This window comes from Fodinicurvata sp. EGI_FJ10296 (genome assembly GCF_040712075.1).
Classification (GTDB): domain Bacteria; phylum Pseudomonadota; class Alphaproteobacteria; order DSM-16000; family Inquilinaceae; genus JBFCVL01.
Genome location: NZ_JBFCVL010000004.1, coordinates 440,497 through 465,191, shown reverse-complemented (window position 1 = coordinate 465,191; position 24,695 = coordinate 440,497). Strand labels below are relative to the sequence as shown.

Annotated in this window: 23 protein-coding genes; 3 read left to right on the top strand and 20 right to left on the bottom strand. The window is 60.8% G+C overall.

What is annotated here, in order from left to right:
- Positions 1–2 precede the first annotated feature (2 nt).
- The 16 genes from ABZ728_RS11010 to ABZ728_RS10935 all read right to left on the bottom strand — a co-directional run bounded on the left by ABZ728_RS11010 (position 3) and on the right by ABZ728_RS10935 (position 17,420).
- Positions 3–2,519 (bottom strand): glycosyltransferase, encoded by a 2,517-nt coding sequence (locus ABZ728_RS11010; RefSeq protein WP_366656153.1) that lies wholly within the window; start codon positions 2,517–2,519, stop codon positions 3–5.
- Positions 2,520–2,572: 53 nt separating this feature from the next.
- Positions 2,573–3,454, bottom strand: a complete 882-nt coding sequence (locus ABZ728_RS11005) for a hypothetical protein (RefSeq protein ID WP_366656152.1) — start codon at positions 3,452–3,454, stop codon at positions 2,573–2,575.
- Between the two features lie 51 nt (positions 3,455–3,505).
- Positions 3,506–4,807, bottom strand: a complete 1,302-nt coding sequence (locus tag ABZ728_RS11000) for a nucleotide sugar dehydrogenase (RefSeq protein WP_366656151.1) — start codon at positions 4,805–4,807, stop codon at positions 3,506–3,508.
- Positions 4,797–5,933, bottom strand: coding sequence for a DegT/DnrJ/EryC1/StrS family aminotransferase (locus ABZ728_RS10995; protein ID WP_366656150.1), 1,137 nt, complete (start codon positions 5,931–5,933; stop codon positions 4,797–4,799). The genes ABZ728_RS11000 and ABZ728_RS10995 overlap by 11 nt, the downstream gene beginning before the upstream one ends.
- A complete protein-coding gene (locus tag ABZ728_RS10990) occupies positions 5,926–6,513 on the bottom strand; it encodes an acyltransferase (protein ID WP_366656149.1) in 588 nt (195 codons plus the stop codon). Before ABZ728_RS10990 ends, ABZ728_RS10995 begins: the two co-directional genes overlap by 8 nt.
- A gap of 8 nt (positions 6,514–6,521) precedes the next feature.
- Complete coding sequence (locus ABZ728_RS10985) at positions 6,522–7,469, bottom strand: Gfo/Idh/MocA family oxidoreductase (protein WP_366656148.1); 948 nt, start codon at positions 7,467–7,469, stop codon at positions 6,522–6,524.
- A gap of 160 nt (positions 7,470–7,629) precedes the next feature.
- Positions 7,630–8,766, bottom strand: coding sequence for a DegT/DnrJ/EryC1/StrS family aminotransferase (locus tag ABZ728_RS10980; protein WP_366656147.1), 1,137 nt, complete (start codon positions 8,764–8,766; stop codon positions 7,630–7,632).
- Positions 8,750–9,433 carry a NeuD/PglB/VioB family sugar acetyltransferase gene (locus ABZ728_RS10975; RefSeq protein WP_366656146.1) on the bottom strand — a complete coding sequence of 228 codons (684 nt, stop codon included), beginning with the start codon at positions 9,431–9,433 and terminating at the stop codon, positions 8,750–8,752. Before ABZ728_RS10975 ends, ABZ728_RS10980 begins: the two co-directional genes overlap by 17 nt.
- On the bottom strand, positions 9,430–10,032 hold the full coding sequence (locus tag ABZ728_RS10970) for a sugar transferase (RefSeq protein WP_366656145.1): 603 nt from the start codon (positions 10,030–10,032) through the stop codon (positions 9,430–9,432). The genes ABZ728_RS10975 and ABZ728_RS10970 overlap by 4 nt, the downstream gene beginning before the upstream one ends.
- Positions 10,033–10,245: 213 nt before the next feature.
- On the bottom strand, positions 10,246–11,025 hold the full coding sequence (locus tag ABZ728_RS10965) for a glucose 1-dehydrogenase (protein WP_366656144.1): 780 nt from the start codon (positions 11,023–11,025) through the stop codon (positions 10,246–10,248).
- Positions 11,026–11,057: 32 nt separating this feature from the next.
- Positions 11,058–12,359 carry an enolase C-terminal domain-like protein gene (locus ABZ728_RS10960; RefSeq protein ID WP_366656143.1) on the bottom strand — a complete coding sequence of 434 codons (1,302 nt, stop codon included), beginning with the start codon at positions 12,357–12,359 and terminating at the stop codon, positions 11,058–11,060.
- A 33-nt stretch (positions 12,360–12,392) separates the two neighbouring features.
- Positions 12,393–13,175, bottom strand: coding sequence for an ATP-binding cassette domain-containing protein (locus tag ABZ728_RS10955; RefSeq protein WP_366656142.1), 783 nt, complete (start codon positions 13,173–13,175; stop codon positions 12,393–12,395).
- Complete coding sequence (locus ABZ728_RS10950; RefSeq protein WP_366656141.1) at positions 13,172–14,131, bottom strand: ABC transporter permease; 960 nt, start codon at positions 14,129–14,131, stop codon at positions 13,172–13,174. The genes ABZ728_RS10955 and ABZ728_RS10950 overlap by 4 nt, the downstream gene beginning before the upstream one ends.
- An 85-nt stretch (positions 14,132–14,216) precedes the next feature.
- Complete coding sequence (locus tag ABZ728_RS10945) at positions 14,217–15,206, bottom strand: sugar ABC transporter substrate-binding protein (RefSeq protein WP_366656140.1); 990 nt, start codon at positions 15,204–15,206, stop codon at positions 14,217–14,219.
- A gap of 77 nt (positions 15,207–15,283) precedes the next feature.
- Entirely contained in the window at positions 15,284–16,489 is a 1,206-nt protein-coding gene (locus tag ABZ728_RS10940) for a mandelate racemase/muconate lactonizing enzyme family protein (protein WP_366656138.1), read from the bottom strand.
- A 34-nt stretch (positions 16,490–16,523) separates the two neighbouring features.
- Positions 16,524–17,420, bottom strand: coding sequence for an SMP-30/gluconolactonase/LRE family protein (locus ABZ728_RS10935; RefSeq protein WP_366656137.1), 897 nt, complete (start codon positions 17,418–17,420; stop codon positions 16,524–16,526).
- Positions 17,421–17,610: 190 nt separating this feature from the next.
- Here ABZ728_RS10935 and mgtE point away from each other — a divergent pair, with 190 nt between their 5' ends.
- A complete protein-coding gene (mgtE, locus tag ABZ728_RS10930) occupies positions 17,611–18,975 on the top strand; it encodes a magnesium transporter (protein ID WP_366656136.1) in 1,365 nt (454 codons plus the stop codon).
- A gap of 99 nt (positions 18,976–19,074) precedes the next feature.
- Here mgtE and ABZ728_RS10925 read toward each other — a convergent pair whose 3' ends face one another.
- Genes ABZ728_RS10925 through ABZ728_RS10910 form a run of 4 tightly spaced genes read right to left on the bottom strand, consistent with a single transcriptional unit; the run spans position 19,075 to position 22,899 of the window.
- A complete protein-coding gene (locus ABZ728_RS10925; RefSeq protein ID WP_366656135.1) occupies positions 19,075–20,124 on the bottom strand; it encodes a DctP family TRAP transporter solute-binding subunit in 1,050 nt (349 codons plus the stop codon).
- A gap of 56 nt (positions 20,125–20,180) precedes the next feature.
- A complete protein-coding gene (locus ABZ728_RS10920) occupies positions 20,181–21,461 on the bottom strand; it encodes a TRAP transporter large permease (RefSeq protein ID WP_366656134.1) in 1,281 nt (426 codons plus the stop codon).
- 3 nt (positions 21,462–21,464) lie between these two features.
- Positions 21,465–21,968: a TRAP transporter small permease gene (locus ABZ728_RS10915; protein ID WP_366656133.1), complete on the bottom strand. Its 504-nt coding sequence runs from the start codon at positions 21,966–21,968 to the stop codon at positions 21,465–21,467.
- A 52-nt stretch (positions 21,969–22,020) separates the two neighbouring features.
- Entirely contained in the window at positions 22,021–22,899 is an 879-nt protein-coding gene (locus ABZ728_RS10910) for a MurR/RpiR family transcriptional regulator (protein WP_366656132.1), read from the bottom strand.
- A gap of 215 nt (positions 22,900–23,114) precedes the next feature.
- On the opposite strand from ABZ728_RS10910, the gene ABZ728_RS10905 reads away from it, so the two are divergent.
- Both ABZ728_RS10905 and ABZ728_RS10900 read left to right on the top strand, forming a co-directional pair.
- Positions 23,115–23,483 carry a RidA family protein gene (locus tag ABZ728_RS10905; protein WP_366656131.1) on the top strand — a complete coding sequence of 123 codons (369 nt, stop codon included), beginning with the start codon at positions 23,115–23,117 and terminating at the stop codon, positions 23,481–23,483.
- Positions 23,484–23,531: 48 nt separating this feature from the next.
- Entirely contained in the window at positions 23,532–24,677 is a 1,146-nt protein-coding gene (locus tag ABZ728_RS10900; protein ID WP_366656130.1) for an amidohydrolase/deacetylase family metallohydrolase, read from the top strand.
- The last annotated feature ends 18 nt before the right edge of the window (positions 24,678–24,695 follow it).

Here is a 24,695-nt window from a genome sequence, read left to right as displayed (position 1 = left end):
ACCTAACCATCCCGCCGTCGTAGAGAGGGGGTGAGTTTGCTAAACGCCTTTCGGCCAGCCGACCGCCACCCGTCCCGCTCGGCTAATGAAAGGAACGTCAAAAACCGGAACCGAAGACGTCTAAATCCTTTACTAACAGATGAGCCGGCACCGCGTAGATCAATCGCCCATCCTTTGCTGTTGGAGTAATCCTGCTCTTGCTGGGACGCCACAAAATCCAGAATCGACGATGGTTGGCTACCAACAGTCTTTGTGTCATATAACTGGGCGAGATTGCTGGCAACGGCCGACGCGTCATGCATCTTGACGGCGTAATCGCGGGCTCGCGAACCTAACGACTGTCGAAGCTCAGAATCTTGAATCAATTGCTTTAAAACCTCAAGCAGATTATCAGGATTCGCTATTGCAAGAGGTAAGGGAGTAGGCAAATAGTGCTTAATGTCGTCGCGAATATAACTGATCACAGGTTTACCAAGTGCCATTGCTTCTACGCCAAGAACGCCGTACCACCCAATTCGGAGTTGGTCTATGACAATATCGGCACTGCGATAAAGTGCTTTTGCTTCTTCGTGGGAAACACCCTCAACAAGAGAAAACTCGAAATTAAATCCATCGTCACGTAGCCTATTCACGGCCTCAAGCACAAATTGAGTTCCCTTCACACCTCTGTTTGAAGGTGCATGTACGATAAGAGGACAGTCAATTTCTGCTGAAGGACTATAATCGTATTCATCCAGATTGACCACACGAGGAAGAATGACGGAATTTGGAACGTAGGATTGTAACTCAGGATCCGTTACAAATATGCCATCAAAAATTCGAGAAATACTTTCTATATATTGAGTCTTGCTGATGTCGGAAAAAACATCACGGAAAAGAGATGGCTCATCATTTACATAGTGATAAGGGGATGCCAGTCGGAAAATTTCGCCAACGCGACATTCTGAACCACGAAAGCTAAAGTAGAGACGTTTTCCCGTAGTTTTCAATGCAAGCGCATCATTTGCTGTCGGGTAGCGGCGATCTGAAGAATGCAGTAGTGTTCTAGAGTGAAAATGGAAAATATCGAATCGGGCGGCAAGAGAATTTAGTTGGTCCCCAACGCGATCAATGTCGCCAAAGGCGTTCTCAATGTACTCGTCGGGCTCGTAACCATAGGGGTGTCGACTGATTGCCAAGGAAACTGCAGATCGCCCGATTCTAGACAACCCATCCGACAGAGTTCTCGGCTGACCTGCCGAAGCAGTTGGAAGGTGGGCGATTTTACCCTGTGTGACATTCGACGCGCTCGGTATCTTCTGGAGCCCCACATATGAATCATAAATTCTGGCGAGTGTATCTTCTTGTATCTCCCAGTTAAATCTGCGAGAGGCAGCAAGGATATGATCGCGCCACCCTAGGTCACTGCGAACTCTATCCAGGCAAATCTCAATTTGGGCGGAAAGCGATTCAGAATTACCCGACTCAAACACGCATCCGATGTCGTGCTCCGCCACGAAGGCCTTCATGGCGGCGCTGTCGCTAACGATGGAAGGAATCCCAGCGTGCATGTACTCAAACAATTTGTTCGGTAGCGCGATTTCTGAGTTTGGATAGCGCCGAATTGGGTGGACGCCGACCGTCGCAGTCCTGACATAAGATGTCACGTTGTAGAATTGAACGTATGGATGCGTGTGCAGACGGTGTGCAATCTTAAGATCAGCCGCCATAGTCGTAAGGCCATTTAGGCCAGAAGTGGAGTTGCTAACGACAGAAAGATGGACTTTTGGTAATTTTTCAATGGCAGTGACGACAAGATCCACACCTCTGATAGGTTTTACGTTCCCGAGGTAACATATCTGCGGCGTTTTTCTTTCTAATCGTGCCGACGTCCGGACATCATTTGCAAAATGATTATCAAAATCACTAAGTCTCGGCGCATTTAATAGAACGTGGATCTGTGAGAGATCGTAGGCTTCACGAAGTTTTCTCGCGAGTGGTTCGGACACTGTGGTCAAAACATCCGGCTCATGTATGTGTTCCCGTTCTGCCTTGTGAAACGGATCTCGCAAATTTTCGGCGATGTCAGTCAGGCCCGCCACGTATTCGTGGATGTCATGAATCCAAAAACATTTCTGGCCGATATGGCGTCTGATATACGCGCCAACAGAGAGGCCAATCATATCGTGTGTGTGCAATATATCGAATGGATATTGTCGCTTCGAATGATCAACGATTTGCTGAGCAAAAAGTTCAGCAAATTTTGCATAGTCGATTGCGCCACCGTTTATTTTCCAGAGACCCATGTCTTCCATAAGATAGCGTGGGTTTCTCATTTGTACGATCTCAAACGGAAACTGTGTGATTAACGTCTTTGAACTTTCTCCGCCTATTCCGACTAAAGTCACCTTGAATCCAAGTTTGTGGATAGTTTGAGCCGTTTTTATAACGCGGGAGTCGCCTATTGCTGCGTTGGCAACAGCCATCAATACGCGGATGGTGTTGCGTTTCGCATAGGAAGGCCCGAATTGAAATTCCATACCGACGTCTCTTTATGTGGGAAGAGTAAGAATTAAAGAAGGAGGAAGATGTTTTAGCTTTTCGCCTTGGTTGTTTTGTGAGTAGGTGCCATTAGGTTTACTAGAACTGGGTTTGATCTTAGTGCGGACGTGAGTTGTACGATGTTTACGAAAATAGATTTTCTGGCGCCCATAAATATACGAAATAATAGTAGATAGGCGAGCCCTAAAAGTGGTCCAATTGCGCCAGAAATAATTGCGCCAGACAGCAAATAGATGAAGACAGGCATCATCACGATTTGGGTTAAGGCATCAGTTGACTTAGTAGAATGTTCGGGATTGTTTTCGATTGTGGTATCGTCGGTGTCTGTATTGGTTTCGGTCTCGGCAACGTCGAGGAGTGAACGTTTAACACGATACCGCAGCAACATAAGGCAGGCGATCAAAACTGTTAGAATGATCGCAGTTTCGAAGGGGAGCAAAACAGCCATGACAACGGTTGTGGCCACGGCAAGGACTAGGCCGTCCGTGAGGGCGCTCACTTTCTTGACGACAACCTTAAGTGACTTTGCAGATTTAGCGTTGGGTCCCGGTAAATCGTACGCTGTGTCTAACGTTGCGAGATAGGCAGATGCGAAATCTTTTACCTTCAGTGAAAGTAGGGCGAGAAGACCGACAGGTATGGAAAGTATGGTAACTTCTATCTGTCCGACGGTATGTTGAATTTCAAGGAACGGTATTGTTACGGTTGGGTCCGGGCTCGATGCCAGGAAGAGAAGGCGTATGGGAATTAGGAAAAGGGCCATCAGGATAAATCTGTTCATCGTCTCCAGAAACGAGATGGTCAGAAATTTCTTCGGTGCAACGCGAAAAAACAGGTAATACTGGCTGAGCGACCATGATCCGGGTGCCAGGTTTCGTATCTGCCAACGAGGACGGCTCATGGCGCTACTCATTATGATGTCCTTGGAAGGATCGCGAGGCTATGGGCTGTGATTGCGGTATGACTAGAGGCGCCATAATGCCGTTCCGTCTGGACATTCTCTGCGATCCAGACCGCCTTTGACGTCGGCAACCATGGTTTCACCGTCCTTCAAAATCGGGATTATCGCATCCCAGCCGGCTTGGCGATAGGGGGCGTGGGGAACGGCGAGGATGACGGCGTCGGCGGGTCGCAGGTCCGCTTGCGCCGACAGTGCGATGCCGTATTCGGCCATTGTCTCGCCGGGATGGGCGTAGGGGTCGGCGACCTGAACGTCGACGCCGAATTCGTTCAGTTCGCGCCAGATGTCGACGACCCGGGTGTTTCTGATGTCGGGCACGTCCTCTTTGAATGTCAGGCCCAGGATCGTCACCACTGGCCTGGAGCCGTTGGGGCGGCCCATCAGGTGTCGCACGACCTGACGGGCAACAAAGGCGCCGACACCGTCGTTGATCCGCCGCCCTGACAGGATGACCTCGGGGTGGTGGCCGGCCATCTGCGCCCTGTGGGTCAGGTAATACGGATCGACGCCGATGCAGTGCCCGCCGACCAGACCGGGCGAGAACGGCAGGAAGTTCCATTTGGTGCCCGCCGCCGCCAGAACGTCTCGGGTATCGATCCCCAGGCGCTGGAAGATCAGGGACAATTCGTTCATCAGGGCGATGTTGACGTCGCGCTGGGTATTTTCGATCACCTTGGCCGCTTCGGCGGTCTTGATCGTCGGCGCCCTGTAGACGCCCGCCGTCACAACGCTGGCATAGACGGCTTCGACCAGATCGAGCGTGTCGGCGTCGAGGCCCGAGACGATCTTCACGATGTCGGTGAACTGGTGCGTCTTGTCGCCGGGGTTTATGCGTTCGGGCGAGTATCCCACCGAGAAGTCGCGCCCGCATTTCAGGCCGCTGACCTGCTCCAGCACCGGAACGCAGTCTTCTTCTGTGGCGCCGGGATAGACCGTGCTTTCATAGACCACGACGTCGCCCGGCTTCAGCGCTGCACCAACGCTGCGCGACGCGGCGAGCAGGGGCCGCAGATCGGGCAGTCGGGCATCGGTGATCGGCGTCGGCACTGTCACGATGAAAAAGTCGGCCTCGGCCAACGTGTCCGAATCCGTCGTAAACGACAATGCAGCCGCGTTCAGTTGGCCGGTGGTTACTTCGCGCGTGCGGTCGATGCCGTCGGACAGCTCGGCAACCCGCTCGGCATTGATGTCGAAGGCCACGACCTGCCGGCCGGTGGCGGCAAAGGCGACGGCGACCGGCAAGCCGACATAGCCAAGCCCGATGACGCCGATTTTCCGGGCGGCAGCCGGTTTGTCAAAGCGCATTGGAGGCTCCCACGGCGCGGATTGCGTCGATGACGCGGTCCTGATCGGCTTCGGACAGGTAGGGGTGCATCGGCAGGCTGATCGCACGTTCAGCAAGCCAGTCGGCGTTCGGGCATCCCTGCGGCGCCTGCGGATAGTGTCGATAGCCGGTCTGGCGGTGCATGGGAATCGGATAATAGATCTGCGTCGGCACGCCCCGCGCCTGACACGCGGCGACCAGGTCGTCGCGGCGGTCGGTGAGGATGGTATATTGCGCCCAGGCCGACCAGGCACCCGGCGGAACCATGGGCGGGGTGACGGCAGAATGGGCGAGGGCGTCGGTATAGCGCGCTGCCACGCGTTGCCGGGCTTCCAGTTCGTCAGCGAAGATCGACAGTTTCGACAACAGGATCGCGGCCTGCATGGTATCGAGGCGCGCGTTCAGACCGATACGCACATTGTCGTATTTATTGTTGCCCTTGCCGTGAACCCGGATCGACCGCAGCCGGTCTGCCAGATCGGCATCGTCGGTCAGAACCGCGCCGCCGTCGCCATAGCAGCCGAGCGGCTTGGCCGGAAAAAAGCTGGTCGATGTGGCATGGCCGAAGGTGCCGACGGCCCGCCCGTCCAGCCGTCCGCCGAATCCCTGCGCGGCGTCGTCGAGAATGAGCAGATCGTGTCTGGCGGCGATGGTGGCAATGGCTTTGTGACCGGCCGGCAACCCGAACAGGTCGACCGGGATGACGGCGCGCGGGCGAAGATCGGTCGTGCTGTCGATCGCGCTGCTGAGGCTGGCGGTATCGAGATTGAAGCTGTCGCGCTCGACATCGACGAACACGGGCGTTGCCCCGACGAGGCTGACCGCTTCGGCCGTCGCGATGAACGTAAACGACGGGACGAAGACGGCATCGCCGGGACCGATGCCCCACGCCCGCAGCGCCATCGACAGCGCGTCGGTTCCGTTCGAGCAGGCGACGGCATGACGGGCGCCGCAGAAGTCGGCCAGCGCTGTTTCGAATTCCGCGACCTCGGGACCCAGAATATAGCGGCCATGCGCCAGTACGGCGGCAATGCGGCGATCGATGTCGTCCTTGAGCCGTGCCTGCTGGGCGGCCAGATCGATAAAGGCGATGGGCGTGTCAGCCAATTGTCGTTTCCTCCAGCAGCCCGGCATCGGTCAGGCGGTAGCGGCGGTTTTCGCGCGGGCAAACCAGATCCGCGCCCAGGATTTCCCCGGCGTGGCTGACCCAGCCCTTGACCCGGCCCGGAACCCCCGTCACCAGCGCATGGGGTGGAACGTCGCGCGTAACGACCGCGCCAGCGCCGACGAATGCATAGGCGCCGATCGTTATCCCGCAGACGACGGTGCAGTTTGCGCCCAGTGTCGCGCCCCGGCCCACATGGGTCTGCCGGAACTCGTCCTTGCGCGAGACATGGGCGCGCGGGTTGTAGACATTGGTGAACACCATGCTCGGGCCGCAGAAGACATCGTCCTCGATTATGACATCGTCATACACCGAGACGTTGTTCTGGATCTTGACGCCGTTGCCGATCACTGCCCGGCCGCCGACGAACACGCCCTGGCCGAGCGAGCAACCGGAGCCGATCCGCGCGCCCGCGCTGACGTGCACCCAATGCCATATTCTGGTGCCCGGACCGACCAGCGCCCCGTCATCGACAATGGCGCTGCTATGGATAACGGGGCCGTTTGCTGCATCGTCAGCCATAGGCGTGCCTAACCTTTGACCACCTTGCAGAAGGGATGGTAGTCGCCCTTCAACCCGACCGGCGTCTGCTGGCGAATGTCGTAGACCGTCTGGATGCATTGCCGGGCGTCGGAAAGCCCGAACCCGCCGCCGTTCAGGATGTCCTGATAGCTGACGGTGTGCAGGTCGGTGAAGCCCTCGGAGAATTCCAGTTCCTGATCCCCGATCGTGATCGAGCGGAACGTCCGTTTGCCGGCGGATTTGCAGTCTTCAGGCAGATAGTCGGCGTTGATTGACAGGAACCAGCGAACACGCGCCTTCTTGTATTCCAGATATCCGGCAGCGACATCGTCGTCGTGGATGTGAACCGTGCTCTTCTGCAGGTCGCCGAACACCCAGCCCAGCATATCGAAGAAATGGACGCCGATATTTGTTGCAATGCCGCCGGACTTGTGACCATCGCCCTTCCAGCTGACGAAGTACCAGTGGCCGCGTGACGTCAGATAGGTAAGGTCGACGTCGAATACCTTGTCCGGGGCGGCCGCTACCTGTTCGCGCAGCTTCTGTATAGCCGGGTGCAGCCGGAGTTGCAGGATATTGTAGATCTTTTTACCTTGTTCCTGCTCGATCTCCTGGAGTCCGTCGATATTCCACGGCGTAAGAACGAGCGGTTTTTCACAGATGGCATGCGCCTGCGAACGCAGCGCGAAGCGTACATGCGCGTCATGAAGATAATTGGGCGAGCAGATGGAAACGTAGTCGATCTTCTGGCCGTCGCGGCGCAGCTTGTCGACATGGCGATCGAAACGCTCGAACTCCGTGAAAAAATCGGCATCCGGGAAATGGCTGTCGATAACGCCGACACTGTCATTGGGGTCCAGAGCCGCCAGAAGAGAGTTGCCGGTTTCCTTGATGGCCTTCATATGCCGCGGTGCGACAAATCCCGCCGCCCCGATCAATGCGAAATTCTTACTCATATGCGCTACCATCCCATCCCCGTAATGTCCGATCCCATGCTCGCGGTACCGCCAATAGCGGTATCGCGACCACTCCGGCAGAGGCAACTATTAGCCATGCGGAGGCGTTTTCGCAAACCGTTTGACGCCGCCGATTCCACCGAGATGTCCCTCACGCCGGTTATCCCGGAAAGGCAGAACGAACGGCCTCGACCACTCGGCTCTGGTCGTCCGCCGTCATGGCCGTTCCCGACGGCAGGCAAAGACCGTGGGCGAAAAATCTTTCCGACACGGCGCCGCCGGTGACGCTGCTACTCGCGAACACGGGCTGCAGGTGCATCGGCTTCCAGACCGGCCGCGACTCGATATCCATATTCTCCAGTCTCAGCCGGATCGTGGTCGTATCGGTACCCGCTTTTTCCGGGTCGATCAGCATCACGGTCAGCCATCGGTTGCTTTGCGTGCCCGGCTGTTCCGGCATGAACGAAACCCCGGGCAAAGCGGCCAGCCCGTCGACGTAGCAGTCGAACAGCGCCCGTTTTGCCGCAACCCGCTCCGGCAAGACGGACATCTGACCGACGCCGATCGCCGCGGCGATGTTGCTGAGCCGATAGTTGTATCCGAATGTTTCGTGTTCGTAGTGTGGCACCGGTTCCCGCGCCTGCTGGGAGAGAAAGCGCGCACGGTCTGCCAGTTCGGTGTCATCGGTTGCCAGAATCCCGCCGCCCGATGTTGTGATTATTTTGTTGCCGTTAAAGGAATAGGCTGCGGCCCAGGCGCCTTTGCCCGCATGCCGGTCGCCGATATGCGACCCGACCGCCTCGGCGGAATCCACGATGACGGGCACGCCGAACCGGTCGCCCAGTGCGACGATCCGGTCCAGGTCGCAGGGCTGGCCGTAGAGGTCGGTCGGAATGATCGCCCTGGCCTGGGTGCCGGCCACGGACAGCCGTGTGAGCGTCTCTTCGAGCAGCGCCGGGTCCATCGTCCAGCTCTGGTCGGAGTCGATGAACACCGGCTCCGCCCCCTGATACAAAATCGGCGCGATGCCGCCAATGAAGGTCATGCTCGACGCGATGACCTTGTCGCCGGCTCCGATATTCAGATATCTCAGAGCGAGGTGAAGGGCGGCCGTGCCGCTGGTCAGGGCAACAGAATGGCCAAACCCGCTGTATTCTGCGAAAAAGTCTTCGAAGCGCTCGATCATCGGCCCGGCGGGGGCGATGAAGTTGGTGTCGAACGCTTCGGTGACCGCTGCCAGTTCCGCTCCGGACATGTGCGGCGGCGAGAGGTAGAGCTTTTTATGCGGGTTCTGCACCGTTGGACCCTTGCTTTTTGCCGATTGGTTTTGCCGGAACGCCGACGACGGTGGTGGAGGGTGCAACGTCGTTGATGACGGCGGCACCGGCGCCGATCACGGCGCCGCGTCCGATGGTCAGGCCCTGGATAACGCTGGCGCCGATGCCGATATTGCAGTCGGCACCCAGCTTGACGGCGCCGCCAATATGAACGCCAGGGGCCAGCGTGGCATAGTCTTCAGCCACAGTATCATGACCAATCGTGGCGTTCTGGTTGATCAGAACGCCGATGCCGATCCGCACGTCCGGATCGATGACCGCGCCGGGATAGACGATCGTCCCGGTGCCGATAGTAGTATTGCCGCCGACATGGGCGCGAGGATGGATCAAGCGCGCGATCGTCGAGGCAGGCTCCGCGATCAGGCGGTCATAGGCCGATCGGCGATGCCCGGGGTCGCCTATCCCCAGAAAGAACGCGGCGTCCATATACGACTTGCAGGCACTGATGGGGCCGAGCACCGGCAGGCCGTCGATGCTCGAACCGGATTTTGCCGGATCGTCGTCCAGATAGCCCAGGAGACGCCATACCGGTTCGCAGCGCGGCTGGTGTCGATTGACGTCGTCGATGAAATAGCGCAGGGCTCTGCCGACGCCGCCGGTACCGATGATGATGGCGTTTGTCGTCATCGCCGGTCCTGGCCGCTGCCGGTGAACGGCGGCATTGTCGCATGACCTTCGGCCGACACGCCCTCGCGCCCGAAAACGACGCCAACCGTCCGGGCCAGTATCGTCAGGTCGAGCCGGAAGGATCGGTTGTCGACATACCAGACATCCATATCGAGCCTCGTATCCCAATCGACCTGGTTGCGGCCCTGGACCTGCGCCCATCCCGTTATTCCGGGCCTGACCTCATGGCGTCGGGCATGGTGGTCGGAATAGAGCGGAAGATAATGCATATGGAGTGGCCGGGGGCCGACCAGGCTCATTTCTCCTTTGAGGACGTTGATCAGTTCCGGCAGTTCGTCGAGCGATGTGCTTCTGAGGAACCGGCCAAATCGTGGCAGGCGGTCCTCGTCCGGCAGAAGGTTGCCGTTGGCATCAGTCTGATCGGTCATCGTCCGGAATTTCAGGATGGCGAACGGCCGACCATGCAGGCCCGCGCGCTGTTGACGAAACAGCACCGGCCGACCGAGATTGCGTGCCACCAGGATCGCTACGAAAGCTAGAACAGGCGTCGCCAGCACAAGGATCATCAACGCGACGAAGCAATCGAATAATCGCTTCAACGCGGCCTCGTAGGCGGAATCCTGGGGCGGTGGACAGAGGGCGTCAATGTCATCTCCGATATCGGTCCCAATGCCGGAGACAATAGCGTCGGTGAGCGGGATTTGTCATCACCTGTGGTAGATCCAGCGATCAGTATGGCCATGGAAATCGCCGACATCCTGATGACCGATCGTCCCGGCAGTGCATTCACCGGTCAAAGACTGATAGTTGCATCACACATCCATATACCAGCCGCCGTCGATCAGCAGGTTTTGCCCGGTGATGAAGCGGCTCTTGTCCGAGACCAGGAACAGGATCGCGTCGGCGACGTCTTGCGGGTCGCCGCGGAATTTCAGGCTCTGGTGGTCGAGGATGAACTTGCGATAGCTTTCCAGCTGGTCGGCCCAGACGCGGGCTTCGGCTTCTGTCGGGATGGCGCCGGGGCTGATGGCGTTGACGCGGATGTTCCAGGGGCCGAGTTCGCGGGCCAGCGACCGGGTAAAGCCCAGCAGCGTCCCCTTGGAACTGACATAGGGGACGAAGTCCTTCCAGCCGCCGCTGAGCGTGACCGAGCACATGTTGACGATGCGGCCGTCCTTCTTTGCCTTCATTCCCGGCACGACGGCCTGGGCGAGAGCGAAGGCGGCATGGGCGTTGATCCGCATGACCTTTTCGTAGTCATCGATCGAGATTTCCTCGATGGGCCCAAGCGGGATCAGCGCCGCATTGTTGATCAGGATGTCGAAGCCGCCGTGCTTGTCGCCGAGGTCCTTGACCAGTGCCTGGGCCGCGTGAAGGTCGTTCAGATCGCAAGGAACGAACGTCACCGGTGTGGCTGTCTCTGGAAGTCCGGCGTTGATCGCGTCGGCGGCCTTGCGCCCGCCGTCCTCGTCGATATCCAGCATCACGACCGTCGCGCCCGCTTCGGCCAGGGTCCGGCTGTCGGTAACTCCCAGCCCTCCAGCAGCGCCGGTGACCAGTGCCGTCTTGCCGTCGATGCGCATTTCCGTCATGTCGTTTCCTCCTTTGGCCAACCGGCCTTTCTTCACCCGGCCGGGAATTGCAGCCGCATATCCGGGCGGCGGTCGTCGGCCGGATCGGCCCAGCGCGTGTTCGGAACCAGCGGATACCAGCCGGGTCGGCCGGGGTCGCGGTCATAGGCATAGCCGCCCAGTTCGCGGAAGGCCTCGGCATAATGGCCCAGTTTTTCGCGATCCAGCTTGATCCCCAGGCCGGGAGCGGTCGGCACTGCGATGGCGCCGTCGCGATAGGTCATCGGGCCGCCCTCGATCACGTCGTCCAGCAGATGGTGATAATGGGCGTCGGCGTGGAAGGTCAGGTTCGGCAGCACCGCGCCCAGATGCAGCATGGTCGCCAGTTGGATGCCCAGTTCGCCGGACGAGTGGACGGCGATTGACTGCTGCATCGTTTCGCAGACCCCGGCCGCCTTGATGCAGGGACGAATGCCGCCCCAGAATGTCGTGTCGAGCAGGATGACGTCGACCGCCGGATCGAGCACGTTGGCCGCGAGTTGCTCGAAATTGACTACGACCGTATTGGTGGCCAGCGGCATGCCGGTCAGGTCGCGCAGCCGCCGCATGCCGTTCAGGCCCCATGTCGGATCTTCCAGATAGTCGTTGTCGAGATCGGCGATGCCGTTGGCGAAGCGGATACCTTCCTCGACGCTGAGCGCGGCGTTGGGGTCATAGCGAAACGTATCACCGGGCAGGGCATGGGCCAGCGCGCGATACGCCTCCAGTTCGTAGTCCGGCGGGAAAACACCGCCCTTGAGCTTGTGCGAGGTGAAGCCGTGCCGTGCCTTGAGCGCAAGTGCGTGCTCGACCAACTGATCGGGCGTGCGCACTTCGCCGCTGTTGTCACCGTCGCTGCCGACACCCGGGCCGACACCCGGGCCGACACCCGGATACCGGAAGAACAGGTAGCTGGCAAAGGGCACCGCATCGCGCAGCGCGCCGCCCAGCAGATCCGATACCGGGACCCCCAGCTTCTGACCCATGATGTCAAGGCAGGCGAACTCCAGCGCCGCATGATACTGAGTGCGGTTGTTGTAGAGCGAGGCGGTCGGATTGCAGATCGCGAACCGCATGGCTTCCAGCTTGAACGGGTCGTGGCCGAGCAGATAGGGCTTCAGTCCGTCGAAGGCGTCTTCTGCCGCCTGTCCGCCGCCGCCCATTTCGCCCAGACCGATCAGGCCGTCATCGGTCTCGACCTCGACGATGGTGCGCACGAAACGGCCCCAATGGGCGCCGTTGGCGTGGCGCAGCGGTGCCTCCAGCGGCAGGCTGACCGATGTCGCCCGGATGTCGGCAATGCGGGACCGTTTCATGGCATGTCACTTTCTGCCGCCAATGGGTCTTGCTCAGATGATCAGATCGCTAAGGGCCTCGATCGTCGTGTCGGCCTTGGGCAGATCGGCGATCTTCTCGCCGCGTGCCATGACCACGATCCGGTCCGATATCGGATAGACGTGGTGGAGATTGTGGGAGATGAACACGCTGGTAATGCCCATGTCCCGCAGTCCGGCAACGAAATCGAGCACCTTCTGCGTTTCCTTGAGCGACAGGTGATTGGTCGGCTCATCCAGGATCATGACCTTGGAGCGGAAATACATCGCCCGCGCGATCGCCACGCCCTGGCGTTCACCGCCGGAAAGCTCGACCACGGGTGTATCGGGAGAGCGAAGATGCAGGTCGACCTGACGCAAGGCCTCCATCGACTCCCGGGCCATCTGGCGCCGATCGAGCAGGCCGACCGGGCCGATCCGGAACGACACCGGCTCGCGGCCGATGAAGATGTTCCGCGCGATGCTCATATCCGGCACCATCGCGGTGTACTGATAGATGGTCTCGATGCCCAGATCCATGGCGTCGCGCGTGGTGCGCAGATGAACGCGCTTGCCCTCGACAAAGATTTCCCCGGCATCCGGCGCGTGGGCGCCGGACAGGATCTTGATCAGGGTCGATTTGCCGGCGCCGTTGTCGCCGACCAGGCCGATCACTTCGCCCTTGTTGAACGAGACATCGACATTCTTCAGCGCGTGGACGCTGCCGTACCATTTATCCAGCCCGACGCAGCGGATGATCGGCTCGGCTGTTCCGGCCGTGGCGCCGCTGCTGTGCGTGCGTTCCGTCACCTCGGTCATGTCCGCATCCTCCGCGCCCGTTCGCGTATCCAGGTATTGAAGATCACGGCGACGATGGTCAGCGTCCCGATGGCGAGGTTGAACCAGTTCGCGTCTACCCGCGCCATCACCAGCCCGTTGTCGATAACCCGGATCAGCGACGCGCCGATGACGGCCCCAAGGACAGAGCCGATGCCGCCGGTCAGGGCCATGCCGCCAATGACCGACGCCGCGATCGCCTCCAGTTCCAGCCCGACACCGGCCGAGGGCAGGGCGGATCGCAATCGAAAGGCCTGGATCAGACCGGCGAACCCGGCGAGGAACGAGCACAGCATGAAGCAGGCCGTCTTCACCTTGAATACGTCAATACCCATGTCGCGTGCGGCCGGGCGATAGCCGCCGGTGGCGAACACCCAGTTGCCGAAATTCGACATGTGCAGCATCAGGCCCAGCAGAATGGCGAGGCCGGCATACCAGATCAGCGACATCCGGAAGAGGGCGAAAGGCTCGACAAAGATCGCTGCGGGAGCGTCGGCAGGAAAGGGCGGCGGCGATCCGCCGGAGATGACCACCGTCAGGCTGCGGGCGATGAACAACATCCCCAGCGTGGTAATGAATGACGGAATGTTGAAGCGCAGCGTGATCTGGGCGTTGATGAATCCGATGCCCAGCGCGACGAGCAGCGACAGCAGGATGGCAAGCGTCGGATCGAGTCCGCCCGCCATCGTTGTGAAGGCGACCATTGGTGTAAGCGCGAGCACCGAGCCGACCGACAGATCGAACTCACCGGCGATCATCAGGATCGATACGCCCAGGGCCACCAGCCCCAGTTCGGGAATGATGCCGAGAACGACGCGGATATTGGTTGGCGTCATGAAATACGGCGAGTACAGCGAAAACCCGATCAGAACGACGATGATCATGATCAGGGCACTGAACTCCGGCCGCGATAGAAAGAGCTGAACGAATTTTCGCATGGAGCGGCAACCGATATGAACGGGCAGGGACGGTTCGGGCGAACGAAAGGGAGCGGCGTGCCGCCCCCTTTCGCGATTGCCGCACTCAGCGGACGTTCTGTTCCGAAAGTGCCCGGATTTCCGCCACGTCGTCCGGTGTGACCAGCCCGCTGCCGGTATCGACACTCCAGGCGCTCAGGCCGAACTCGTTCATCAGATCCAGCTGGATGATCGGCAGATAACCCTGCAGATAGGGCTGCTGGTCGATCTGGTACTGAATGTAACCGGCCTCCATTTCGTCGAGCACGACCGGCACGAGATCGAAACCGCCAAGCAGGATATCGCCCGGTTCGTAGTCGAGATCGCGCAGCGCGTTGGCGGCGCCGGCGTGCCAGTACCCGGTATCGAAATACGCGGTGAGGTCCGGCGTGGCCTGAACATAGGCCGCGACCCGGTTGGCGGTCGCCGACAGATCGGTGCCGGAATCCAGCCGTTCGTAGCTGATCTCGCGGTCCGGGTTGGCGTCGATATAGTCGTCCATGAAATCGGCGATGCCCTGCGCGCGCAGTTCCGACCAGCTCTGGCCGGGCTCCGACACGCCGATCAGCACCTGAATCGGGCCTTCGTCTGGGAACTCGTCCGACATCGCCTGGGCCAGCCCATAGCCCGCGGCCGTCAGATTCTGGCCGATGAAGGACAGGCGCGGGTTGCCGGCCGCGCCTTCGCTGTCGTCGGTATTCGATGCAATGACCGGGATACCCGCGTCGACAGCCTCGGCGATGGGCTGATCGAATATGGTGTCGTCGACGATGCTGGTGACGATGCCGTCGGGCTGCTGGGCAACAGCGGTCTGGAAATTGTTCAATTGCTGCTGCAGATCGCCCTCGGTCTGGGCAAAGATCATCTGGCAATCGGCGCCGACCTGCTCGCAGGCGTCGTTCATGCCCTGCTGCACCGCTTGCCAGAAAACATTGCCGGTGCTGGCGTGGTGAACGAAAATATAGCGTTCCTGATCCTGCGCGAGCGCCGATCCGGCGACGAGGCCGGCGGTACCGGCGGCGATACCGGCGAGAAGAATCCTTTTGGTGCTGTTCATTGCGTTACTCCCTTTTGATGATTGTTGTGGTGATTTTTCAGGTGGTTCTCTGAGCCGGGGGCGATAAGCGGGTTTGACTAGCTGTCGCTGACCGTCGTCACACGCCGGATGGCATCGTCCCGGTCTTCCAGGCCGGGTTGCAGTGCGATACCCAGGCCCGGCCCCTCCGGCGCCCGGATCGTGCCGTTCTCGATCGGGGGCAGGTCGGTTACCAGCTCCCGGTACCAGCCATGGTAAAAGGCGCGCACCGTTTCCTGGATCATCGCATTCGGGGCATGGATTGACAGATGGGTCGAGGCGGTCAGGACCACCGGGCCGGTGCAATCATGCGGGGCCACCGGCAGATGCCAGGCTTCGGCCATGCCGGCAATCTTGCGGGCTTCCGACAGGCCGCCGCACCAGGACAGGTCCAGCATGACCACGCCGGCCGCGCCGGTCTGCAGCAGATCGCGAAAGCCCGAGACCCCGGCAAGGGTTTCCGAAGCACAAACCGGCGCTGGCGACCGCGCCGCATAGCCGCGCAGGTCGTCCAGGCTGTCCATGCGGATCGGGTCTTCGTGCCAGAAGGTGTTGAAGGGTCTCAGCGCCTCGGCGATCCGGATTGCCGTCGGCAGGTTCCACAGCGAATGGAACTCGACCATGATGTCCATGCGCTCGCCAACGGCATCGCGGATCTGCCGGAACGGCGTCAGCGCCTGTTCCAGCTCGTCCGGCGCGATATAAAGCCCGCCCGACGCCTCGGCATACGGGTCGAATGGCCAGATCTTCATGCCCGTAATGCCCTGGTCCAGCAGGCTTTCGGCCAGGGGGCCGGCATCGTTCAGAAAGGCATCCAGATCCTCGTACGGCCCTTCGTCGCCGCCCAGACCCCAATTGTCGACCTGCTGCGATGTCGCCTTGCGGACGTATTTGTATCCGGCGCAGGTATTGTAGATGCGCACGCTGTCCCGCGACGGTCCGCCGAGCAACCGGTAGATCGGCATCCCCGCGACCTGACCGAAGGCATCCCACAATGCGATATTGATCGCCGAGATGCCGCGCGTTTCCACCCCTGAGCCGCGAAAGCCGAGATAGCCCGACAGCGACCGCGTCAGCCGCTCAACGTCGCGAACGTCGCCGCCAACCAGTCGCGGGGCGGCGTGTTCATGGATATAGGCCTCGACGGCGGCGGCGCCCATGAAGGTCTCGCCCAGCCCGGCAATGCCGCCTTCGGTGTGCAGGCGTACCCACAGGAGATTGGGGAATTCTCCGAGACGGAGCGTTTCGACGGCTTCGATTCGCAAGGCGGCGTTTCCTCGTTAAGGTGGCAGGCTGCGGTCACCCGGCGAATGGTACGGTGGCGAGACCCTGCGTGCCGACATCGGCGACGAACAGATGGCCGGCATCGGGATAACGGTCCAACTCGGTGGCCGACATGCCGAACCGGGCTGTGGTGATGGCCAACCGGTCGAGCCGAGGGCCGATGAAGGTGCAGCTCGTGACATTCGGTACGGGCATTTCCAGGATGCGGTCGATCTCGCCGTCCGGGCGATAGCGAATTACGACGCCACCGCCGAAACGGGCATTCCACAGGCAGCCGTCGACATCGACGCAGGACCCGTCCGGTGCGCCGCGCCCCTCTGTTCTCGCGAACAGGCGCTTGGCGGCAATCTCGCCGCTGTCTGCGTCGAAGTCGTAGACGTGTATCGAACCGTCGAGCGTTTCCGCGAAATAGAACCGCGTCTCGTCCGGGCTCCAGGCGAAGGTATTGGCGATCCCAAGGCCGGTTTCGAATTCCGTCACCGTGCGGTCGGGATCGATCCGGAACAGCGCGCCCGACCAGCGATCCATCTCGCGCGGGGTGGCGTCATCGTTGATGTTGTTCTGCATGCTGCCGGCCCATAGCCGGCCTCTGGGGTCGACGCCGGCATCGTTGAACCGGTTGCCCGGCCGGGCGGCGTCCGGAGAACAGCAAAGCGTCGGTGTTCCGTCGGCGGTGGATTGCTGGAAAATGCCGCTGACCATCGGCAGCAGGAAGCCGCCGTCGCGGCGTGGGATCACCGCGGATACGAATTCCGGTGTGGGCCAGCTGTCCATTGCGCCGGTTTCCGGGTCGAGTGATTTCACGACCTTTCCAACGATGTCCACCCAATACAGGAGACCGCTGTACCAGACTGGTCCTTCGCCGACCAGGTCGGCGGATTCCACCAGTCGTTCGACCTTGTCCCGTGCCATCTTCCCCCCAGTCGAGCCGGCCGCCACCTTGCCGGCACCTGTTGTTCATTTTATCGTATTATAGGATATAAATCTAAGCAATGCGGTATTTCGCGACGAGGACGACCGTTGGCGCCGTCGGTGGTCCCGATCCCCGGTGGACATGATTCCACCCTCGTTGTACGCCATCTGCAAGTACAGGAGGTGCGACGTGAGCGATACGACCGAACAGACCGACATATCCGAAAGCCTTGAGGCAGCGATCGACGCGGGCGACGGCGCGGCGCTGAATGCGCTGCTCGACCCGCTGCCGTATAACGAGGCGCTGCGCGAATTGCTCAATCTGTCGCAGGCCCGGCGCTATGCGGCATTCGACCTGATGCCGGTGGAACTGGCGGCGGAACTGGTCGAAGAGGCGCCCTATGAACTGGCCGCCGAGCTGATCGAGCATGTGGCGGCGGCCAGGGCCGCGGAAATCCTCGACGAGATGCACAGCGACGTTCAGGCCGATGTCGTCCGCGAGATGGACGATGCGGCGGCCGAGGCAGTGTTCGCGGAGATGGATGCCGACGAGGCCGCGGATCTGCGCCGGCTGGTCGAATACGATGCCGAGTCCGCCGGCGGTCTGATGATGTCGGAGGTGTTCTCGTTCCCGCAGCATGCCACCGTTGGCGCCGTGCTGAAGCGGCTCGCCGGCGATGGGGAAGACGATTTCGAACGCTATCGCGGCCAGCATCCCTATATGCTGGACGACGCCGGCCGGCCGGTTGGCGTGGTGTCGCTGCGCCTGCTGCTGACCACCCGACGCAGCGTTGCCCTGAGCGAGATCATGATCGCGCCGATGACCGTCAGCGTCGACACGCCGCTGGATACGCTGGAGAACCTCTTCGACGAACACCCTTTTCTGGGCTTGCCGGTCGTGGACGAGGCCGGAATCCTCGTCGGCGTGGTTTCCAGATCGGCCGTCGACGAGGCGCTGGTCAAGCGCGCGGAACGGTCTCACCTTCGCCAGCAGGGCGTTTTCGGCGATGAACTGCGCTCCATGCCGCTTAAGATCCGGGCCGGACGACGGCTCGGCTGGCTGTCGGCCAATATCGTGCTGAACATCCTGGCGGCGGGCGTGATCGCACTTTACGAGGAGACGCTGGCCGCCGTGATCGCGCTGGCGATCTTCCTGCCCATGGTCTCTGACATGAGCGGCAATGCCGGCATGCAGGCGATTGGCGTCACCATGCGCGAATTGTCGTTGGGGCTGGTGCGGCCGGTCGATGCCCTGCGGGTATGGCTGAAGGAACTGTCCGTCGGCGTCATCAACGGCATCGCGCTGGGGATATTGATCGCCATCGTCGCCTGGGTCTGGAAGGGCAATGGGTGGCTGGGGCTGGTTGTCGGTCTGGCGCTGGCGGCGAACACGGTGATCGCCGTCTCGATCGGTGGTGTCGCGCCCCTGATCCTGAAACGGCTTGGCCAGGATCCGGCGGTCGCCAGCGGACCGGTGCTGACCACGATCACCGACATGGCCGGCTTCTTCCTCGTGCTCAGCCTCGCCACCCTGATGATGCCGCTGCTGGTGTGATCGTTCCAGTGGCCTGACCACGCGCACGAGCCCGGCGGGCGAAACGCCGACCGGGCTCGTCAGGGGACTGACTATTTGGGCCTGACCCTTTGGGTGTGGCTAGTTCAGGTACTGGGAATCGTTGGCCTCGGCGACGTTTTCCTTGAACAGATCGAGCAACTCGACCGCGTCCTCACCCAGTTCCTCCTGGATGTGGGCTTCGAACGGCGGCTGGGTCGCGTCGCGCATGGCGTCGCGCTGCTCGGGCGACAAGGCGGTGATCTCCATCGAGTCCTGCAGACCGCCGACCCCGCGATCCGACGCCTCGATGATCCGCGAAAGCCCGCGCGAGGCGGTGACGCAGGATTCGGCGGCATAGCGAACGACCGTCTGCTGCTGCTCGCTCAGACCGTCCCAGAACGATTTCGACAGCAGCATGATGTATGGCGAAAACAGGTGGTTCGTCAGCGTCATGTATTGCTGCACTTCGGAGAAATTCGAGAACGAGATGATCGGCACCGGATTCATCTGGCCGTCGATTACGCCGGTCTGCAGGGCTGAATAGACTTCGCCCCATGCCAGAGGGTAGGATTCCGCACCCAGCGCATTCATGATCACCTGATGCGACGGCAGCGTCATGGTCCGAACGCGCACGCCCTCGAAATCATCGAGATCGGCGATTTCCTTCTGCGAATTGGTGACGGCGAAGAATCCGCCGGTATCCGGAAATCCGAGAACCACGACGTCGCCGAGTTCCTCTTCGATGTCGGCCTTCAGCGCACGGCCGAACGCGCCGTCGAACACCTCGTAGGTTGATGCGTTGTCGGAGAAGGCGAAGGGCAGGTTCAGCACGTCGATGTTGGGATAGTAAGAGGCAAGCGCGCCGGATGACGCGATCGTTGCCTGAATGACGCCGTCGCGCACCATCTGCACCTGTTCGGCGTTACTGCCGAGCTGGTCATTGGGATACATCTCGACTTCGATGGCGCCGTTGGTGTCCGCCGAAACGATGTTCGAGAACACCTGTGCGCAAGCGTGCCCCGGATTGTCGAACGGATCGGGGGCATTGTCGTGTGCCAGTTTCAGCAGCCCGCCATCCGCGATGGCGCCCGAGGCCATGCCGGTCAGTGCGCAGGCGGCGGCAAATCCGCAAATATGCTTCCTGTTCATTAGTCACTCCTGATTTATCGTTGGTCGATCACTGGTAATTGAAGGGCGTTCGGCGATCAGGCGAACCCCAGGAGCCGCGGTATCAGCAGGGCCAGATCTTCCCAGAAGGCGAACAGGATCAGGATTCCGATCTGTGCGAGCAGGAAGGGCCAGAGCTTTGCCGCGATCCGTTCGAGCGTCTCGCCGGTTACCGACGAGAGGACGAAGAGGCATGCGCCCACCGGGGGCGTCATGAGCGAAATATTGAGGGCGACGATGAAGATGATGCCGGCGTGTATCGGTTCCAGACCGATCTGGTTGGCGAGGGGAACGAGCACCGGCGTCAGGATGATCAGGATCGCCGTGACGTCCATGATCGTTCCGATAACCATAAGCACCGCGATGATCAGCAGAATCACGATATAGCGGTTGTCGGAGACCGACAGCACCGTTTCGGCGATCAACTGCGGGACCCGGTTGAAGCTCATCCACCAGCCGAGCATGCTGGCGAAGGCGATGATGACGAAGATGACGCCGCTGATCACGGCCGTGCGCAGCAGCATCCGGCAGAGCGCGTTGAAGCTGATGTTACGATAGACCACGCCGCCCAGAAACAGGGCATAGGCGACCGCGACCGACGCTGCTTCGGTCGGCGTGACGATCCCGCCAAGGATGCCGCCCAGAATGATCACCGGCATGAGCAGGGCGGCGAACGACGTGACAAAGGTCTTCGCCATTTCTCTGGCGGAAGCCCGCGTCGTCGCGCCCGGAAGATCCTGACTTGAGGCGCCGAGCGCGATGACCGCCATGCAGACGAGGCAGATGACCAGTCCCGGCAGGATGCCCGCCGCAAACAGGCCGCCAATCGATACACCCATGAGCGAACCATAGACGACCATGATGCCGGATGGCGGAATGGTCGGGCCGATGATCGATCCGGCCGCGGTGACGGCGCAGGCATAGTCGCGGCGGTACCCCTGCTTGACCATCTCCGGGACCAGGGTCTTGCCGAAAGCGGCGGCGTCGGCGGTGGCCGCCCCGGTGAGGCCGGAGAACAGCACCGATGCAACCATGTTCGCCTGCGCGAGCCCGGCGCGGAAATGGCCGACGAGGACCTGGGCGAAGCGCATCAGCTGGCTGGTGATGCCGATGTGATTCATGATCTCGCCGGCCAGAATGAAGAACGGCATCGCCAGGAACGGGAACACGTCCAGACTGTTGAACATGCGGCTCGGCCCCATGGCCAGGAACTGGGCACCGCCCATGTCCACCAGACCGGCCAGACCAGCCAGGCCGATAGCAAATCCGATCGGCGTTCCGATCAGCAGCAGGACGGCGAATATGATTGCGACGATCATCGGTCAGGCCTTCTGTGCTTGATCCTGGACGTGGTGCCGTCCGAGATCGCGAATCATGGCCAGGGCCGTCTGAACGGCAGCCAGCCCTGCGGCGGCCGGAATCGCCGAATAGGCGGGCGCCAGGCTCATGCCGAAAATCATGGCCTGGCGGGACTGCCCAGATGCGGCGAAGCCCAGCCCGTACCAGAACAGGTATCCGAACAGGCAGAGCGCCAGAACGTCGGCCAGGATCAGGGCGCCGCGCCGCGCGACCTCCGGCAGCCGGTCGATGAGAATGGTGAGACCGATATGTTCGCGGTTCGTGATTCCGGTGGAGATGGCGAGCAGAACCGTCCAGATCATCAGATAACGCGCCAGCGTTTCCGGCCAGTTGAACTGCCAGCTGAAATAGTAGCGGTCCACAACGCCGATCCAGACATCGATCACCAACGCGGCCATCAGCACGATGAGAATAAGCTCGACCACTTTGTTGATCCGGTAACTGAGCGTAGCCGCGAGTTGTCTCATTCGTTTCCGCTTCTCTTCTCGTTGATGCCGCTTGCTGGTTTCGCCAGGACGGTCAGTCGCCGATGGGCCTGCCGGGATCGCTCATGTTCAGGCCGGACAGGCTGGTGCGGATGCGGCGCAGCCCTTCCAGCACGCGGGGACCGATCGATTCCGCTGTCGCCATGGCGATAAGGTCGATGACGAACAGCAGCGCGTATCGGCCTGATGTCGGCTTGTAGAGCTGGGTGTCGGCCGGGATGACGAAGGGCAGCGTCACTTCGGCTTCCCGGGCGAGGGAGGAATCCGGATTGGTGATCGCAATCGTCCGGGCGCCGTATTGTCGGGCCACGCGCACCGATTCCATAATGGATTTGGCTTCGCCAGAGGCGGATATCGCCACGACCAGCGAATCCTTGTCGCAGACGGCGGCCGACATGCGCTGCATCTGGCCGTCGGTATGCGACACGACCGACAGGCCGAGGCGAAAGAGCCGGTTCTGCAATTCGACGGCGCCAAGTGATGAAACGCCGCCCGAACCGTAAACGCAGATCTGCCGTGCCTTGATCAACTGGTCGGCAACGGTATTGACCGTGTTCATGTCGACGATATCGCGCATGCGGTCCATGGCCCGCGCCGCGCCCTCTGACACCGCGTCGACGATACGCGCGTCGCGTTCGTCGCGGACCAGCGGCTCCGGGAAGAGATAGAGCCCCCCGATCGCCAGCACCTGAGCCAGTTTGAATTTGAAATCGCGCACGCCGTCACAATCCAGCGATCGACACAGCCGCGTGACGGTCGGCTCACTGACTCGGGCGCGCAGGGCCAGGTCGGCAATCGGCGCCCTGGATGCATATTCGACGTCGTCCAGTATGACTTCCGCCAGCCGCCGCTCGGCCTTGCTGCCGTCGGTCGAAAGCATCCGCAACCGGTTGATGATGTCGGTCGTCGTCACAACGCTGCATCCCTGTTCATGCGTCGGCGATGCCTTGCCGGCAATTCGTCCGAGAGGGAGGTTGACATTCAAAATGTAAAAAAGCAACATTCATTACGGAACTAACTTGCAATTTTTTGACGCAAAACGTAGGTAGCGCGAAAAAATGTAAGAAAGTTACCAAACATCTGAGGACGACCGTCGCAGGTTGGCCCAAGCCATAAAGGACCCGATCCATGCCCAAAACGACTTTTGGAACCGCGCATGTACCGCTGTCGCCGGCCGTTCGCGCCGGTGATTTCATCTACACCTCGGGCCAGGTGCCCGTTCGCCCGGGCGGCGTCATGGAATCCGGCGGGATCGAGGAACAGACCCGGCAGGTGATGGAGAACGTCAAGGCGGCGCTCGCCCTTGCGGGGGCGGAGATGACGGACGTCGTCAAGACGACAGTGTGGCTGGAGGATGCGCGCGATTTCGGGACCTTCAACAAGGTCTATGCCACCTATTTCCCGAGCGAGCCGCCAGCCCGCACCACGGTGGAGTCGCGCTTGATGGTCGACATCAAGATCGAGGTCGAAGCCGTTGCCTACAAGCCGGCCTCGTAACGGCAGGTTGCCGTATCGACTGGATGCGCACGACAAGAACTGCAAGGTATGCGTGATATGAATTGGGATCTCGTCCTGACGGGCGGTCGCGTGGTCGATCCGTCTCTTGGCATCGATCGTGTGGCCGATGTTGCCTTCAGCAACAAAAAGGTGGCGGCTGTCGGCGACGGGTTTGCCGGTTCCGCAAAAACGGTCCGCGATGTTTCCGGACGGATCGTGACCCCCGGCCTGATCGATCTTCATACGCACGTCTATTGGGGCGGCACGTCGCTCGGGATCGATGCCGAAGCCTATGCGCGATCGAGCGGCGTGACGACCAGCGTCGACACCGGCAGCGCCGGCCCCGGCAACTTCGCGGGCTTTCGCCGGCATGTGATTGACCCCAGCCAGACCCGCATTCTGGTTTACCTTCACGTTTCCTTCGCCGGGATATTCGGGTTCTCGCCGTCGATCATGGTCGGAGAAAGCCATGATTTCCGGCTGATGGCGCCCAGGGACGCCGCGGACGTGATCAATCGGAATCGCGACGTGATCGTTGGCATCAAGGTCCGGATCGGCAAAATCGCCAGCGGACCCCAGGGCATCGCACCGCTGGATGTCGCGCTCGGACTGGCCGACGAAACCGGGATGCCGATCATGTGCCATATCGACGAGCCGCCGCCGTCTTACGAAGCGGTCGTCTCGCGCCTGCGCAAGGGCGATGTCCTTACCCACTGCTATCGGCCGTTTCCGAATTCACCCGTCAAGGGTGACGGTTCGGTCAAGGCGGAGGTGATCGCGGCGCGCGAACGTGGCGTGATCTTCGATATCGGCCACGGCATGGGCTCGTTCTCGTACAAGACCGCCCGGGCGATGCTGGCGGGCGATTTTCCCCCGGACACGATTTCGTCGGATGTTCATGCCTATTGCATCGACGGCCCCGCATACGATCAAGTGACGACGATGTCGAAATTCCTGGCGCTGGGCGTCCCGCTCGGTTCGGTCGTTGCGGCATCGACGGAAAACGTCGCCCGTGCGATCGGCCGGCCCGACCTTGGCACCTTCCGCGAGGGGGCGGCCGGTGACGCCAGTGTCCTGTCGCTGAAGGACGGGCAGTACGAACTTGAGGATGTCGAAGGCGAGATCCTGCACGCCGATCGGCGGCTGTTCGCCGAGGGCGTGGTTGTCGGCGGCGAATGGTGGCATCCGGAATGATCCCCGGAAAGGCCACCA

Excerpts from the sequence above, each read along its gene's own strand:
- ABZ728_RS11010 (WP_366656153.1), bottom strand. The coding sequence starts at position 2,519 with ATGGAATTTCAATTCGGGCCTTCCTATGCGAAACGCAACACCATCCGC.
- ABZ728_RS11005 (WP_366656152.1), bottom strand. The coding sequence starts at position 3,454 with ATGAGTAGCGCCATGAGCCGTCCTCGTTGGCAGATACGAAACCTGGCA.
- ABZ728_RS11000 (WP_366656151.1), bottom strand. The coding sequence starts at position 4,807 with ATGCGCTTTGACAAACCGGCTGCCGCCCGGAAAATCGGCGTCATCGGG.
- ABZ728_RS10990 (WP_366656149.1), bottom strand. The coding sequence starts at position 6,513 with ATGGCTGACGATGCAGCAAACGGCCCCGTTATCCATAGCAGCGCCATT.
- ABZ728_RS10985 (WP_366656148.1), bottom strand. The coding sequence starts at position 7,469 with ATGAGTAAGAATTTCGCATTGATCGGGGCGGCGGGATTTGTCGCACCG.
- ABZ728_RS10975 (WP_366656146.1), bottom strand. The coding sequence starts at position 9,433 with ATGACGACAAACGCCATCATCATCGGTACCGGCGGCGTCGGCAGAGCC.
- ABZ728_RS10965 (WP_366656144.1), bottom strand. The coding sequence starts at position 11,025 with ATGACGGAAATGCGCATCGACGGCAAGACGGCACTGGTCACCGGCGCT.
- ABZ728_RS10960 (WP_366656143.1), bottom strand. The coding sequence starts at position 12,359 with ATGAAACGGTCCCGCATTGCCGACATCCGGGCGACATCGGTCAGCCTG.
- ABZ728_RS10955 (WP_366656142.1), bottom strand. The coding sequence starts at position 13,175 with ATGACCGAGGTGACGGAACGCACGCACAGCAGCGGCGCCACGGCCGGA.
- ABZ728_RS10950 (WP_366656141.1), bottom strand. The coding sequence starts at position 14,131 with ATGCGAAAATTCGTTCAGCTCTTTCTATCGCGGCCGGAGTTCAGTGCC.
- ABZ728_RS10945 (WP_366656140.1), bottom strand. The coding sequence starts at position 15,206 with ATGAACAGCACCAAAAGGATTCTTCTCGCCGGTATCGCCGCCGGTACC.
- ABZ728_RS10935 (WP_366656137.1), bottom strand. The coding sequence starts at position 17,420 with ATGGCACGGGACAAGGTCGAACGACTGGTGGAATCCGCCGACCTGGTC.
- ABZ728_RS10925 (WP_366656135.1), bottom strand. The coding sequence starts at position 20,124 with ATGAACAGGAAGCATATTTGCGGATTTGCCGCCGCCTGCGCACTGACC.
- ABZ728_RS10920 (WP_366656134.1), bottom strand. The coding sequence starts at position 21,461 with ATGATCGTCGCAATCATATTCGCCGTCCTGCTGCTGATCGGAACGCCG.
- ABZ728_RS10915 (WP_366656133.1), bottom strand. The coding sequence starts at position 21,968 with ATGAGACAACTCGCGGCTACGCTCAGTTACCGGATCAACAAAGTGGTC.
- ABZ728_RS10905 (WP_366656131.1), top strand. The coding sequence starts at position 23,115 with ATGCCCAAAACGACTTTTGGAACCGCGCATGTACCGCTGTCGCCGGCC.
- ABZ728_RS10900 (WP_366656130.1), top strand. The coding sequence starts at position 23,532 with ATGCGTGATATGAATTGGGATCTCGTCCTGACGGGCGGTCGCGTGGTC.